Below are 14,735 nucleotides of genomic sequence, written 5' to 3'. Positions count from 1 at the left end.
GCGATTTAAGCTTTAGCACTAGCGAGCAACACCCCACAGCCGATAAACATCGAACCAAATAGTTTATTCATTCTGGTCATGACGCGAGGTGAGCGGATATAACGACCGAGCTGAGCCGCTAAGGCGGTATAGCTGAACATCACTATCGTATCGATGATGATGGTGGTGATGCCAAGGATCAAAAATTGTGGCGCCGCGTGGCTGGCCGGATTGATAAATTGCGGAAATAACGCCACCAAAAATACGATCGATTTAGGGTTGGTCAAATTAATCAACACCGCTTTACGCAATAATGCCGACTGTGATAATTCCGCTTGCTGAGTGACCGCAGTTAACGCTGTTTGGTCACGCCATTTTTGTACCCCAAGCCATAATAGATACGCTACCCCAACCCATTTGATCACGCTAAACGCGAGTGCTGACTGAGCCACCAGCGCGCCAATCCCCACTCCCACCAACACGATGTGGCAAATCAAACCGATTTGGAGGCCGATAATCGCCCCCAATGAATGGCGTGTGCCATAACTTAAACCATTGCTGATTGAGTTAACCGTACCCGAACCCGGAGCCAAACTGAACACAGTTGCAGTAACTAAATAAGCAAGCCAAACATGGATATCCATTGCAATTCCTTATTCCTGACTTATGCTAGCTGACAGGTAAACCGCCAATCTGCACAGTCATATCATCCACTTATGAACCGTTATTACCCTTATACGCAAGAGTCTACTCTGCAACAAGCACTCAACCTTGAGATAGCTCAACTGTGGCACACTCGCACTGAAGGCATGTATCACAGTTTTGATAAAAAACAGATTTATTGGTGCAGTTTGCAGCATCCGAGTCACCAAAAAGCCATCGTGCTGGTTAATGGACGCATCGAATCAAGCGCAAAATATCAAGAGCTGTGCTATGACCTATTTCGGCAAGGGTTTGATGTGTATACCTATGATCATCGAGGCCAAGGTTTATCACAACGGCTGACCGCCGATCGACAGATCGGCTATGTTGAGCAATTCGAAGATTATGTGACGGATTTACAAGGTTTGGTCGAGTTGTTCCAGCTAGGCCGCTATACACAGCGCTTGCTATTTGGTCATTCAATGGGGGGAGCGGTTGCCACACGCTATATTCAAACTCACCCCTCTCATCCGTTTGATGCGGTTGCACTCAGCGCGCCAATGTTTGGCATCGCGATGCCGTGGTATCTACGTCCATTTGCGTTCATCTTCAGCCAAATCATGGCCACAATAACCACACAGCCGAGCTATGCAGCTGGCTATGGCCCTTACTATGCAAAACCATTTGCCAACAACCTACTTACTCATAGCCAAATTCGCTATCAATCGTTTCGCGATTTGTACCAAAAGTACCCTGAGCTACAACTGGGTGGCCCCAGTTATCATTGGGTTTGGCAAAGTTTAATCGCCTGCAAACAATGCTTGCAGTTAACCCGCCAAATCAACATTCCACTGCTGATTTTACAAGCGGGTGAAGAAGCAATTGTCTCTAACCAAGTACAAAATCGACTATTCAAAAAACTCTTACACACCCAACCACATGCCCGACTATGCCAAATTGCAGGGGCACGCCATGAGTTGCTGTTTGAGCAGGATCGTTATCGTAAGCAGGCGTTAGATCACATGCTGCGCTTTTTTGCCGACCCAACCGCACCATCCCAAAATTGAGGAAAAACGGCAGGTACAATTTACCCTCTTTTTCCGGATTTAATTCCACTACACTAAGCAAGTCGAGGGTGAACATTCACCCTACCTACAGTGAAACATGAGAGTTTTATGACCACGTTAGCCACACAACATCCGTATAAAATCGTGGCGTCGGATCTCGACGGCACCCTACTCGCCCCCAATCATCAACTGAGCGAATTTTCCAAACAAACGCTTAAGCAACTGCATGATCAAGGGTTTACTTTTATTTTCGCCACTGGTCGCCACCATGTCGATGTGGCGGGGATCCGTGAGATTGCGGGGATCCCCGCGTATATGATTACCTCGAATGGGGCGAGAGTGCATGACCAAGACGATCAGTTGATGTACAGCAAAAACGTCCCACACGAGTTAGTGCAAGCCATCATCGATCTGGTCAAACAAGATGACCAATTGTATGTTCACCTGTATCGCAATGATGGCTGGTTGCTCAATAAAGAAGATGAAGTGCTGCGCGACTTCCATGAAGATTCTGGTTTTACTTATCAGCTATTTGATGTCAATCAAGCACCAACCGATGGCATCGCCAAGATTTTCTTTACCCACCAAAATCAGGATCACGAACACCTAGTGCATTATGAAATGCTACTTAATCAACGCTTTGGCGATAAGATTAATGTCGCATTTTCCACCCCTTGGTGTTTAGAAGTGATGTGTGCTGGCGTATCCAAAGGTGATGCTCTGCAAGCAGTCGCCGAATCATTACAACTCAGCTTAACCAACTGCATCGCATTTGGTGATGGCATGAATGATGTCGAGATGCTCTCGATGGCAGGCAAAGGCTTAGTGATGAGCACGGCGCATCAAAAAGTGTTCAATGCGCTACCGAATAATACCGTGATCGGCAGTAATGCAGATGATGCTGTCGCCCACTACCTACACCAACATCTGTTTTAACCCCTATGCTCTTGGCCGCTTCGGCCACATAACTAAGATGGCAGCACCCCGGCTGCCATCTTTATTTTTGGTGCGGGTGATCCACCAAACTGGGTACTGATCCGCAAACCGATCAATCCGATGTCGGCACTTTGTCAATTGCGCTGGCCAGTGGTTCAGCTTAACTCAGGCTTTATGCGATACTTAAGTCATCTAACTGCCCGCCATATCAGCCAAAGGAATCGAACCATGCGAGTGTTGCCTCTCGGCGCCATCTTATGCGCCATCTTGTTGCAAGCGTGCTCTAGCAACCGGTTATCAGACCCACAATCAGAGTCAACCCCAATCATCATCGCTACACTCGATAAACCCGAAACGATTCAACCGACGAGTTTTATGCTGCGTGGTGAGGTGGTCATCGGTCATGAATTACAGCGCTTTACCCCATGTGGCAGTCAGCAGCAGTATTGGCTCAATTTATCAGTCGAACAGTTACGCGATGCGCTCGCGCTTAATCTTAGCCCTTATCAACCACTGTACGGCGAGATAGTTGGCACCTTATTGCCACCGAGCCAAACTGGGTATAACGGCGATTATGTCGCACGTATTGCGGTGCAAAGGATTAACCAGTTGAGTAGAGAACAGCGTGGTTGTGAACAGCCGATCCGTCCAACCCGAGCCTTTGGCAATCAACCATTTTGGTCACTGCGCTTTATCGACGATGGCTTACAATTCCAGCCGCGAGGTGGTGCGAAACAGCACTTGTCCATTACTCGCACGCAAATCAGTGCCACTCAACGCCGTTACCAATTTGAGGGTGGAGAACTCGAACTAGAACCAGCAAAGTGCCAAAATGGTACAGAGCCAACGCTTTATCAATGGCGTTCTAAACTGTCATTGCAAGGTGATCATTATCAAGGCTGTGCCAGCTTAGCCAATCTCGATCCCACGTTGGAATGGAGTGGCGTATATTTTGCCCGCTCGACGGTACAAACCGGTTTTAGTGTTACTCTCAACTTGGAGCCAGACCATAGCGCGCAAACCCGCTATGAGTATACAGATGGGCAGCCGCCAATCATCGAACAAGGTTATTGGCAGCAGCTCAATCCCAATCAAATCCAAGTGGTGATGACACGTCACCAGCAGCAATATTTACTCTCAGAGCGGATTTTCACCCGTGATGGCGATCAACTGACCACCCACCAAGAAAAAGTCGGCCCATTGATCTACCCGATCGCCAATGGTGGCTTAGTGCTCTTTCGTTCCTTAGTCGAACTGAGTGATAGCATTGCGCCACCGGCAGTGGGTCAAGCCGCACTGTTCGCGCAACAGATCACCGGACAAACAGAGCTTAAACTGTAGATTTAACCTAATCGTGTCGGTCGACCGAGGAAATAACCCTGTAAGTAGTCGACCCCCATATCTTCACTGATCCGGCAAACGGCTTGGTTGTGCACAAATTCAGCCACGGTTTTGGCATTCAGGACCTGACACAATTTGACCAACTGCTCGGCAATCCGGCGCTGCTTAATGTCTTGATCGATATTGCGGATCAAACTGCCGTCTAGCTTAATCACTTGCGGCTCGAGTTTGACGATTTCATCAATATTGGAGTAACCGCTGCCAAAATCATCAACGATGATGGTGGCCCCTAATGAACGGAAATAGTTACACACCTCGATCATCCGCCCATAATCTTTAATCCGCTCACTCTCTAATACTTCCAACCCAACCCGGGTTGGATCGGCCAGTGATTGGATCGCCGCCTCTAAGTGCAGTAGCGTGCGCTCACTCATTAAATCCTGTGGGGACAGGTTGATTGAAAATGCTTCGGATCGATGACGCATCATTGTGAAAGTGTGGCTGATCATCTGACGACTCAAACGAGTATAGAGATGAGTATCAGTAATGATCGGTAAAAAATACCCCGGCAGGAGAATCTCACCGTCATCTTCAATCCGTACCAAACACTCATACGAGGCCACAATATGGTTATGCGCCTGGCAGATTGGCTGGGCGTACGCCACCACATCATCACGCAGTACTGCGCGACTCACGCGTGATAATCCATTGAGTCGCTCTTGACGCTCATTGTCTTGCACTTTAAGCCGAGCCGCATTACAAAAATGGCGATTATTATTGAACGCATGGCGGCGAGCCTCGATGGCACGCAACAGCAGCTCATCTGGAGTATGTCCGGCAAAATCATGCTGGCTGACTAATCCTGCACACAAAGATATCGACAGATAATCAACGGTCGGCAAGCCGCCCGGTTCGAAATTAACGTGCTCTAACTGTTCAACAAATTTATAGAAATGACTATGAATACGCAGCGCATCAGCCTGAGAATAAAATACCGTCGCCCACTCACCGACACCAATCGCATATAACCAACTACGTTCGTTTAATTTCAAATCCAAATATGCTTGAAACTGAGTGCTCAAATCACGCAGCAGCTCATCGCCAACCGGATAGCCGTATTTTTCATTGATTTGATTAAAATTGGTCACTTTCAGCACCACTAAATGCTCATGCTCAGTGAATGCCAATAAACGCTCACGCAGCACGACGCGATTAGGTAACCCGGTGCGTCGGTCACGCCGATAGCTGGCGGTCAATAATGCCGTTTGTGAACGGATCTGCTGGGCTAAGTTATCGGTCATTACATCTAAATCATAAAACGCATGACGGATCAGATTAAATAGCGGCGCAGTCATTCCTTGAGAGTAGTTGGGTAAACGAGCCAGCGGCTTGTTCTGCGGCTCACCTTCACGCAGTGCCAGAAAAGTCATGCTGTGATGCCTTACTTGTTGTTGACCATGCTCATACAGCAGTTCTCCCCAACAGTAACAACCATTCGTTTGTGCCACGACTTGCAGTGGCTGCAACTCATAGTTTTCGTGCATGAAATTCAAACGTAATGCGCAGTTAAACACCCACACTTGTTGATACTGTTGAGCCTGCAATTGCTGAGCGGTGAGACACACTCGCTCTAGGGTTAAACTCGGATGGTCAAAACAAAAACGGACTTTATCTTGCAGCGCAAGTGGGCGGTTAAAACGCAGTCCACCCTCTGGGGCGATACCCAGTGGCAGATAGATATCTTGCAGCCGACACTTACCTTTCATCAACGGAAAGCTGATCAGCCCACCATTGGCAAACTCGATCTGGGTACCTAAATTGCGTTGATACACCGCCTCGATCGGCTCATGATCGAGACTAAGCAGCCGATCGCCCTCAACGCCAGTAACATGATAACTACGTCCAACCGGCTGCCATTCGGTGTAACCACCTACTTCAACGCATAAGGTATCGCTATGTAACGCCACCGCCACCGTGGCTTGTTGATAGCACTCTTCATCCAATAGTACCCAATGTCCGGCTGAGGTTTGTTTAGCTGCACCACCGGCAACAGGCACCACAACACCACGGCTATTGTGCAGCGTAAAACGCGGCGCTTGTAAGGTTTCCATCTGCCATGAAAAGCACAGTACGGCTTGTGAGAGGTCATTAAGCTCTAATTGACGTGCTAAACACTGGCCATCCGCCACATAATCGTCACTGTAGGCTACCACGGTCGCGCTAAGCGCGGTTTGTTCAAAAACCGTTATTTGCAACAAGGTAGTTTGATGGTGAATTTCACCTTGGAAAATGACTTGCTCGGCACTGCAGCCAATCAGACAAGACAATGGAAATTTAATGCGGATCTGGCGAGCCAGTTGCTGTACTTGCTCACTACTCCATGGTGAAAAAATCTGCACCAATACAGACTGTCCATGAGCAAGATCGACGGTATCGAGCACTGTGGCTGCCGATACCAAATCAGGGATAAGGCGAGAAACCGTAAACATAAAAAATGGACAGACTGGTGAAGTATTGACCCATTATGCAATGCAATCGTTACCGCAGACTATACTCAATAATTAGGCAATGTGATTTTTGTGAACAAGCATTATGCACTTAATTTAACATCATTTGAGTGAGTGGATTGATTTTGCCCCAAACCAACGATGTGCTTAGTCAGATCACCCGATCTTCAATAGATAATGCCTAATCTTTACTCTTTTTGCGCGCCCGAGGATGGGCTTGATCGTACACCTGAGCCAGATGCTGAAAATCGAGATGAGTATAGATTTGCGTAGTAGCGATATTCTCGTGACCGAGCAGCTCTTGCACAGCACGCAGATTATTGCTCGACTCCAACATATGGGTAGCAAACGAGTGACGCAGTTTATGTGGGCTGATATGACTGGCTACCGCCTGCTTTTGCCCCCATTCGGCCATGCGTTTTTGCACACTACGGTGCGAAATCCGCGTCCCCAGCTTGGAGACAAACAGCGCCGCTTCATCATTGACCGCAAACTGGCTGCGCAGCTTAAGCCACTCACCAACCCACTTCTGGGCCTGTCCAGCAAACCAAACTTTACGCTGTTTATTACCTTTACCAATCACGCGGATTTCGCCTTCGCGCAGATTGAGATGTTTGACATCAATCGACACCAATTCCGCCAAGCGCAGCCCCGAACCGTACATCAGCTCCATCATCGCGCGATCACGGATCGCCAGCGGATCATCATCGGTCACTTCCAGTAACTGCGCCATTTCATCGACATCAAGATTTTTTGGCAAGGGGCGTTGCTTGCGTGGGGCAGATACCCCTTTAGCTGGATTGGCCTGTAGCTCACCACGTAAGATCAGAAAATCGAGAAAGCTACGCAGTGAGGACAAGCGCGTGGCAATACTGCTGGCTTTCATACCTTGCCGCTTGCCAAGCACCACTAACTGACGCACCCAACCCGCATCGAGCTGTGACCAATTAACCAGCCCAAGCTTGGCCAAATACTGCGCCATGCTTTGCAACTGCTGTTTATAGTTACGCTGAGTGTAAAGGCTGAGCCCCTTTTCACTATGCAGATAAGCATAAAAACGCGCCAACGGCTCGGCTAAGGTGTTAGGAAGCGGGGTGAATTCTTCGATCTTGCTCTTGGTCATAATACTGCCATGGTAACGTCTCGATTAAATGGACTAAAACTAACGCCAAATGACGTAAAAATAAGGTGTCCATACTCGGCTGAAAGTGACCGCCATCTTCACTGGCAAAGGCCAAAATACCTAAGGCAGAGTGACGCTGCAAAGGCAATACCACGTATGATCCCATTTCGGGAGCGGGTAGATCGCCCAGTAAACTTTGCCGATCCGCCTGACGTAAACGGCCCAAATAAGCCGATTTACCGTTAAAATGATTGGTCGCAAAACGCTGCCAATCTTCACTGGCCAAGCCATATTGATCATCATCGCGAGCCAATAAACGCAAATAAGCGCGCAGATTGAGCGTCTGTGCTTTCACCTCAATCGCTTGCACCACTTCTTGCAGTGATGCGCATTTGAGGATCTGCTCTTGCAAGGCCATAAATTCATGGAAAGTGCGATCATTGTTGGCTGCCAGCGACATCAGTGAGGCGATCTGCTGCTCGAGCTCTTCAATTCGCTGCCGCTGGCGTGCCAGTTGAATATGGGTCAGTGAGACGGCAGCCGAGCCGGAAGGCAACGTGAGGCGCTCAACCAGTTCGCTATGGCGCTGAAAAAAATCACCATGCCGCTCAAGATATTCGACTACCCTCTGCTCACTCAACGCATCGGTTGTTACCTGAAACAAAATTGCACCTCAATTAGCACGAGATTTGACCATCGTAGATATGGGTCGCAGGACCAGTCATATACAGCGGTTTACCGGGGCCTTGCCAACTGATTTCCAATTCACCACCCGGCAGATGCACTCGCACTTGTTCAGCCAACAGCCCTTGTACGATGCCCACCGCCACTGCGGCACAAGCACCACTACCACAGGCTTGGGTTTCACCTGCACCACGTTCATAAACTCGCAGCTTAATCTCGTCTCGGCTCACCACTTGCATAAAACCAGCGTTGACCCGCTCAGGAAAGCGTTCGTGCGACTCAAGCAACGGCCCCAAACTGGCGACTGCCGCAGTGCTGATCTCATCAACCACAGTCACAACGTGTGGATTGCCCATACTTACCGCGCCACAAAACAGGGTTTGCTCGCCAACTCGCAAAATATAGGTTTTTTCAGTTTGTTTAGCCCGAAATGGAATTTTACTCGGTTCAAATTCTGGCACACCCATATTGACGGTGATCAAATCTTCCTCTTCCACATTGAGCACCATCTTGCCTCTTTTGGTACTGACATTGATGGTATATTTGTTGGTCAACCCTTTCATGCGCACAAAGCGAGCGAAACAGCGCGCGCCATTGCCACACTGTTCAACTTCACTGCCATCAGCATTGAAGATCCGGTAATGGAAATCAGACTCTGGATCGTAAGGGGCTTCAACCACCAACAACTGATCAAAACCAACCCCGGTATGCCGATCCGCCAAGCGACGGATCAATTCCGGAGAGAAGAAGACGTTTTGGGTAACGCAGTCCACGACCATAAAGTCGTTACCCAAGCCGTGCATTTTAGAAAAATGGAAATGCATAGAAGATAACTTTACTCTGGTAAAACCGATTCTAATGCCCACAAACTGCTGAGCGATTCACGCTGACGCACCAAATAGGCTTGCTGGCCATCAACCATCACTTCTGCTACTCGTGGGCGAGTATTGTAATTCGACGCCATGGTAAAACCATACGCGCCAGAAGAGCGCACCGCCAATAGATCGCCCTCTTGTAACACTAAGTCACGATCTTTGCCTAAAAAATCACTGGTTTCACACACGGGCCCCACCAGATCATAGGTTTGCGCGACGCCAGTACGTGGGCGCAGTGGAATGATCGCCTGCCACGCTTGATATAGCGCAGGGCGGATCAGATCATTCATCGCCGCATCAATAATCGCAAAATTTTTATGTTCCGTGTGTTTGAGATACTCAACCTTGGTCAGTAACACACCGGCATTGGCGGCAATCGCGCGGCCTGGTTCAAAAATCAGCTCTAAATCTCGATGCAGCTCAAGGCGATCGAGCAACGCTTTGGCGTATTGCGAAGGCTGCGGCGGTAATTCATCGCGATACACCACCCCAAGGCCGCCCCCCACATCTAAGTGACGAATATGAATGCCTTGGGCTTGGAGTTTATCAATCAAGGCCAGCAACCGATCGGTAGCATCAATAAACGGTGCCAGCTCAGTTAACTGCGAGCCAATGTGGCAATCAATGCCATGCACCTGCAAATTGGGCAAACTGTGCGCCAACCGGTACACTTGCTCGGCACGCTCAAAGGTGATACCAAATTTGTTATCACGTAAGCCGGTCGAAATATAAGGATGGGTTTTCGCATCCACATCGGGATTGATGCGTAGCGAAATCGGCGCGCGAACCCCTAATTCTGCCGCAACTTGATTAAGGCGGAGCAGCTCAGGCTCCGATTCTACGTTAAAGCATTTGATCTGCAATTGCAGCGCACGGCGCATTTCGGCATCGGTTTTGCCGACCCCAGAAAACACTACCTTACTCGGATCGCCCCCAGCGGCCAGCACACGCTCTAACTCGCCAATCGAAACGATATCGAAACCTGAACCTAAACGCGCGAGCACATTCAGTACCCCAAGGTTCGAGTTGGCTTTCACCGCATAGCAAATCAGGTGTGGAAAATCGCCCAACGCCTGATCAAATGCGCGCCAGTGGCGCTCTAAGGTGGCTCTTGAGTAAACGTACAGTGGCGTGCCGTACTGGGTAGCCAAATCGGCCAGAGGTACTTGTTCCGCCCACAACTGACCATCGTCCTGATAATTGAAATAATCCAAAATGTGTTCCCTTTTTTATTCGGTCGTGTGATTTACTGAACTTGCTCACTCGATTTGGCATCATCGGGCATATACAGTGGTCCGGTTTGACCGCATCCCGCCAAGGTGAGAACCGACAACAAAAACAGTGCTGTGAATGTGTTTTTCATTGGGCATATCGTGCTTATTGAATCAATGCCCCCTATAATCGCACCACGATTAGGAAAAGCAATAGGATAGAGAAGATGAACGAAACTGAATTTCATCAAATCGTCGACCGCCAACTGCAATATATCGAAACCATGATTGATGAAGCAGGTGCCGATATCGACTATGAGACGGTGGGCAATGTCATGACGCTGGAATTTGATGATCGCAGCCAAATCATCATCAACCGTCAAGAACCAATGCGTGAGATTTGGTTGGCTTCAAAATCTGGTGGCTACCATTTTAAATGGACCGCTGGCGAGTGGATCTGCTCAAAAACTGGCTTGGAATTGCTGACCTTGCTCAAACAGGAATGTGACAAACAGGCTGATCAGCCGATTGAATGGTGCTAACCGGCACAATATGTCATAGCAAAAGAGCACCGCGGTGCTCTTTTTGACTGGCGCTTACGTTAACGGTCGCTTAAGCGTTGACCACTTGAGAAAGCTTGGAATACAAGGCGCTGTCGTTACGATACGGCACCACATAAGTTTCGCCCTCTTCAGGGTGAATAATTTGGTAGTACTGCGGTAGGTTAAAGTTGATGCTTTTGGCGCCGAGTTTATTGCTGTCATCTAGGATCGAAGTATAGAAACTGTTGACGCTGGCAATCATCTCATCTTTTTCGCCATTGAACTGGTGGTAGACCTCAACCCGATTGGCTTCATCCAACACATAGATGTTGAAACCTTTCTCGGTATCTTCAAAGAAAAATTGCACTAACCCTTCACTGGCAAAGCTATCGACCACCGCGGGTAACGGATAGTCTTCATCACGGTCTAGCATCAGCAACGGCGAGCCTTTGAGTTTATTGGTAGAAATACTGCGATAAAAGTCGACCGAATTTTCCAGCCTCTGCACCGAAACGCCACGCCGCTCAAAGAATAAGCCATACATTTGATCGCCCATCCGCAGCGCCTTAAAGCGGCGACGCTTCTCTTGCTCCATCGGTTTGAGGCGTAAATCAATGCATTCCGCCAACAGTTGATAAACCAAGTTACGCATCACGCCGCGTAAGTTTCTGCTGTAACAGAACACATCCACCGATTCCGGAGGTAGCGCATCTTGATGCATTTTGCCCAGCACGGTTTTCAATGCATCAAGCATCGCGGTCTGCCCTTCAAAATGCAGGGTGCGCACTTCTTGCCATGAGTTGCGGTACACTAAATCAACACTGCCCACCAAACATTTTTGCTCAGTGCTAAAACTGAAAATATCGATATTTTTCAGATCGACTTTTAACGCCTTACCACTGAGTTCGCTGGTGGGATCATGCTCAAAATTGATGAACATCGCCAGTTGGCTAATTTCACAAGGGTTGGCCAATGCTTGCATGGTCGGACGACGCTTGCGCAGTGAAAAGGTATTACGCAGATCGCTAACCATTTGGTAGAACTTATCAATATCTAGCTCGGCGGCACGCACCACTGCATGCAAGCGGGTCGATTCCGTGATCAGGCCGTTAAAAAATGCCCAAGCCACCAATTTACTGAGATATTCATTATGCTCAAGACAAGGCTGACCAATTAAGCGCTGCGCTTGTAGCGGCTGCTTATACAGATACCAACCTGGTTTATTGCTACGCCCAGCACATACTTCAATAAAGCTGAGGTCAGGCTCGTGCAAATCAGGGGAAATTTGTGGATTGAGTAGTGTCACCTTGCCCGGTAACACTTCAAATGCCGCGTACAGTTTGCGCGCCAGAATCGAAATATCTTGCGGACTGATCGCGGAGGTAATGTCATTACGTCGCGCAAACTGGATTAAATTACGGTAGCTGAGCATCAGCGCGTCCAGCAAGGCGTGGTGCACCACTTTGACTTGCTCAACTTTCCAGTGACGACGGCTATCCAATTCGGCAATCGCCGCAGGGCTCCACTGCCATCGAGTGGTGAGTTCACGCAAGGCTTCACGCCGCCACGGCATTGAACCTAGCCCCGGCTCGCGCGACAACTTTTCATGGGTTTTCAGGTAAAAACAGCGCCGCACCAAATCTAAGCGCATGGTATCGCCAATCCGCTCTAGATAGCGGGTGACTTTTTCTAGCATCAGATAGTAGGAATCCATGCCATACAGATCGGGCTCATCGGCAAAAAAACGTCGTTTGCTGTCGAGGCTCAATAACTGAGTATGAGGGTATTCCCACGAGTACGCTTCGAGCAGGATCGCTTTGAGTACCGATTTGTAAGGTGAATCAATGCTCTTATACAGTTGCCACAAATTGGCACCAAAATACTCTTCCGCGGGGATCCGATTCAGTTTGCCGAAATCAATCCACTCATTGCAGTCCAAATAGCCGTTGCAACACAGTTGCTCAACATATTGGTCGTAACACTCTTCCATTTCGGGTGGCACGATCTGCCACAGCAGCCGTTTACCAGCCAAGCGTACCGCAGAGCGATAAAATTCATCCAACAACAATAGATGCTGCGACGAACCACAGTTTTCACCACTTAACGCTTCCGAATAGTTATCCCGAAACCGCTGTTCATCAATAATGAAGAAATTGGCTTCCACACCTTGGCTTTTGGCCCAATCGGTGATCAGCAGACATTTACTCGATAAATTGTCGCGCGCCTCACCGCTCATGCTGGCTGCCACACAGACCCAAATATCCAGATCGCTAGAGGTGCTTTGGCCAATCGATGAAGTACTACCCATGGTGTAGAGGCCGAGGATCTGAGGCGACTGCGTCACAGCTAACCGCTCACCGAGCGTTAATTCAATATCATCAATAAATTGTTGCTGAATCGCATTAGCCGTGAACAGATGCACGCCACATGGCGTATCAGCAGAAAAATAACCGGGGATTAAAGGATGATTAAACTGAAATAGGGTAGGAATAAAATGGACAACGCGTTGGCTTTGCAAATCCATAAGAGCCAGCGCACGTTCGATACGTTGCCGGTTTAGCTTATCAAGTCGATGGATTAAGGTCTGAGTATAAGACTGCAAGTTTGCTTCCCTGAATACCAGATAGACGCCGCTTTTTGGTTATCTTTCACGCGACCATGCCAACAAAACGTGATCAATCTAACACTTATTTCACCTTCGGTAAAGCGCTCTTGGCAGCATATCACACCTTACCCACGCCACAAGCTGGACAAAATTCAGGCCATAAATCTTGCCCAACGCCCGCTGGTTATGGGCATTTTTAGTTGTAAGTATTTTTGGCTGCCAGTGATAGGATTAAGCCAGTTTAGATCAATGAACAGGAATATCACCATGAGCGAGAGGCCAATTCGAATTGCCACCCGTCAAAGCCCACTGGCATTATGGCAAGCCAACTATGTTAAAGAGGCCTTAATGGCCGCGCATCCTGGGTTACAGGTCGAGTTGGTGACTATGGTAACGCGCGGAGATGTGATTTTAGATACCCCGCTCGCCAAAGTGGGCGGTAAAGGCCTGTTTGTCAAAGAGCTGGAAATTGCCATGCTCGAAGGGCGTGCCGATTTGGCGGTACATTCGATGAAAGATGTGCCAGTTGATTTCCCGCCCGGACTCGGCTTAGTCACCATTTGTGAGCGCGAAGATCCGCGTGATGCCTTGGTTTCCAACCACTACGCTAGTCTCGATGATCTGCCGATTGGCGGCATGGTCGGCACTTGCAGCCTACGTCGCCAATCCCAATTAAAAGCGGCGCGTCCCGACTTAGTGATTAAAGAGCTGCGCGGCAACGTCGGCACCCGATTAAATAAGTTAGATGCCGGAGAATACGATGCGATTATTTTAGCGGCCGCCGGCCTGAAACGGCTCCAACTCGCCAGTCGAATCCGCAGTTTTATCGAACCGGAGCAATCTCTACCGGCGGTTGGCCAGGGCGCGGTTGGGATTGAGTGTCGTTTGGATGACCAACGGGTACGCGCACTGCTAGCGCCACTTAATCACCGTGATAGCGCAGATCGAGTACTCGCTGAGCGAGCCATGAATCTAACGCTACAAGGTGGCTGTCAGGTACCGATTGGTAGCTACGCCTTGCTCGATGGCGATCAAATCTGGTTACGCGCTTTAGTCGGTGAACCTGATGGCTCACAAATCGTGCGTGGTGAAATTCGCGGTCCACGCTCCGATGCAGAACAACTGGGGATTACCTTGGCCGAGCAACTGCTTAGCCAAGGCGCCCAAGAGATCCTGCAACGCCTCTATGAGCATCAATAAGCCGCGAACATCGCTAACCAATT

Annotated in this window: 12 protein-coding genes and 1 pseudogene; 5 read left to right on the top strand and 8 right to left on the bottom strand. The window is 49.0% G+C overall.

Translation table 11 applies throughout. The features are described from left to right. Positions 1-5 precede the first annotated feature (5 nt). The gene (gene rhtB / locus G7083_RS06610; RefSeq protein ID WP_166014072.1) at positions 6-623 is read right to left on the bottom strand and encodes a homoserine/homoserine lactone efflux protein; all 618 of its coding nucleotides are present in this window, start codon (positions 621-623) and stop codon (positions 6-8) included. Between the two features lie 72 nt (positions 624-695). Here rhtB and G7083_RS06605 point away from each other — a divergent pair, with 72 nt between their 5' ends. The 3 genes and pseudogenes from G7083_RS06605 to G7083_RS06595 form a co-directional block, all read left to right on the top strand. Further along, the gene (locus tag G7083_RS06605) at positions 696-1,688 is read left to right on the top strand and encodes an alpha/beta fold hydrolase (RefSeq protein ID WP_166014071.1); all 993 of its coding nucleotides are present in this window, start codon (positions 696-698) and stop codon (positions 1,686-1,688) included. A 108-nt stretch (positions 1,689-1,796) separates the two neighbouring features. Further along, positions 1,797-2,624: a Cof-type HAD-IIB family hydrolase gene (locus G7083_RS06600; RefSeq protein WP_166014070.1), complete on the top strand. Its 828-nt coding sequence runs from the start codon at positions 1,797-1,799 to the stop codon at positions 2,622-2,624. A gap of 228 nt (positions 2,625-2,852) precedes the next feature. Continuing rightward, positions 2,853-3,959, top strand: a pseudogene (locus G7083_RS06595) (hypothetical protein); the annotation flags it as partial. A gap of 8 nt (positions 3,960-3,967) precedes the next feature. On the opposite strand, the gene G7083_RS06590 reads toward G7083_RS06595, so the two are convergent. The 6 genes from G7083_RS06590 to G7083_RS06565 all read right to left on the bottom strand — a co-directional run bounded on the left by G7083_RS06590 (position 3,968) and on the right by G7083_RS06565 (position 10,613). After that, a complete protein-coding gene (locus G7083_RS06590) occupies positions 3,968-6,454 on the bottom strand; it encodes an EAL domain-containing protein (RefSeq protein WP_166014069.1) in 2,487 nt (828 codons plus the stop codon). 199 nt (positions 6,455-6,653) lie between these two features. Beyond that, complete coding sequence (xerC, locus tag G7083_RS06585; protein ID WP_166014068.1) at positions 6,654-7,595, bottom strand: tyrosine recombinase XerC; 942 nt, start codon at positions 7,593-7,595, stop codon at positions 6,654-6,656. After that, a complete protein-coding gene (locus G7083_RS06580) occupies positions 7,555-8,259 on the bottom strand; it encodes a DUF484 family protein (RefSeq protein ID WP_166014067.1) in 705 nt (234 codons plus the stop codon). Before G7083_RS06580 ends, xerC begins: the two co-directional genes overlap by 41 nt. A gap of 13 nt (positions 8,260-8,272) precedes the next feature. Beyond that, the gene (gene dapF / locus G7083_RS06575; RefSeq protein WP_166014066.1) at positions 8,273-9,103 is read right to left on the bottom strand and encodes a diaminopimelate epimerase; all 831 of its coding nucleotides are present in this window, start codon (positions 9,101-9,103) and stop codon (positions 8,273-8,275) included. An 11-nt stretch (positions 9,104-9,114) separates the two neighbouring features. After that, positions 9,115-10,368, bottom strand: a complete 1,254-nt coding sequence (gene lysA, locus G7083_RS06570) for a diaminopimelate decarboxylase (RefSeq protein ID WP_166014065.1) — start codon at positions 10,366-10,368, stop codon at positions 9,115-9,117. 32 nt (positions 10,369-10,400) lie between these two features. Next, on the bottom strand, positions 10,401-10,613 hold the full coding sequence (locus G7083_RS06565) for a lipoprotein (protein ID WP_206212082.1): 213 nt from the start codon (positions 10,611-10,613) through the stop codon (positions 10,401-10,403). Here G7083_RS06565 and cyaY point away from each other — a divergent pair. Continuing rightward, positions 10,593-10,907, top strand: coding sequence for an iron donor protein CyaY (cyaY, locus tag G7083_RS06560; RefSeq protein WP_166014063.1), 315 nt, complete (start codon positions 10,593-10,595; stop codon positions 10,905-10,907). The genes G7083_RS06565 and cyaY overlap by 21 nt on opposite strands. Before the next feature lie 70 nt (positions 10,908-10,977). On the opposite strand, the gene G7083_RS06555 is transcribed toward cyaY, so the two are convergent. Then, a complete protein-coding gene (locus G7083_RS06555; RefSeq protein WP_166014062.1) occupies positions 10,978-13,509 on the bottom strand; it encodes a class I adenylate cyclase in 2,532 nt (843 codons plus the stop codon). Between the two features lie 270 nt (positions 13,510-13,779). Between G7083_RS06555 and hemC the strand changes: the two genes are divergently transcribed. Continuing rightward, positions 13,780-14,712, top strand: a complete 933-nt coding sequence (hemC, locus tag G7083_RS06550; protein WP_166014061.1) for a hydroxymethylbilane synthase — start codon at positions 13,780-13,782, stop codon at positions 14,710-14,712. The last annotated feature ends 23 nt before the right edge of the window (positions 14,713-14,735 follow it).

This window comes from Vibrio sp. HDW18 (assembly GCF_011306175.1).
GTDB classification, from domain to species: domain Bacteria; phylum Pseudomonadota; class Gammaproteobacteria; order Enterobacterales; family Vibrionaceae; genus Vibrio; species Vibrio chanodichtyis.
Note: the sequence above shows the minus strand (reverse complement) of the source record. Positions and strands in the feature narration are given on the sequence as shown.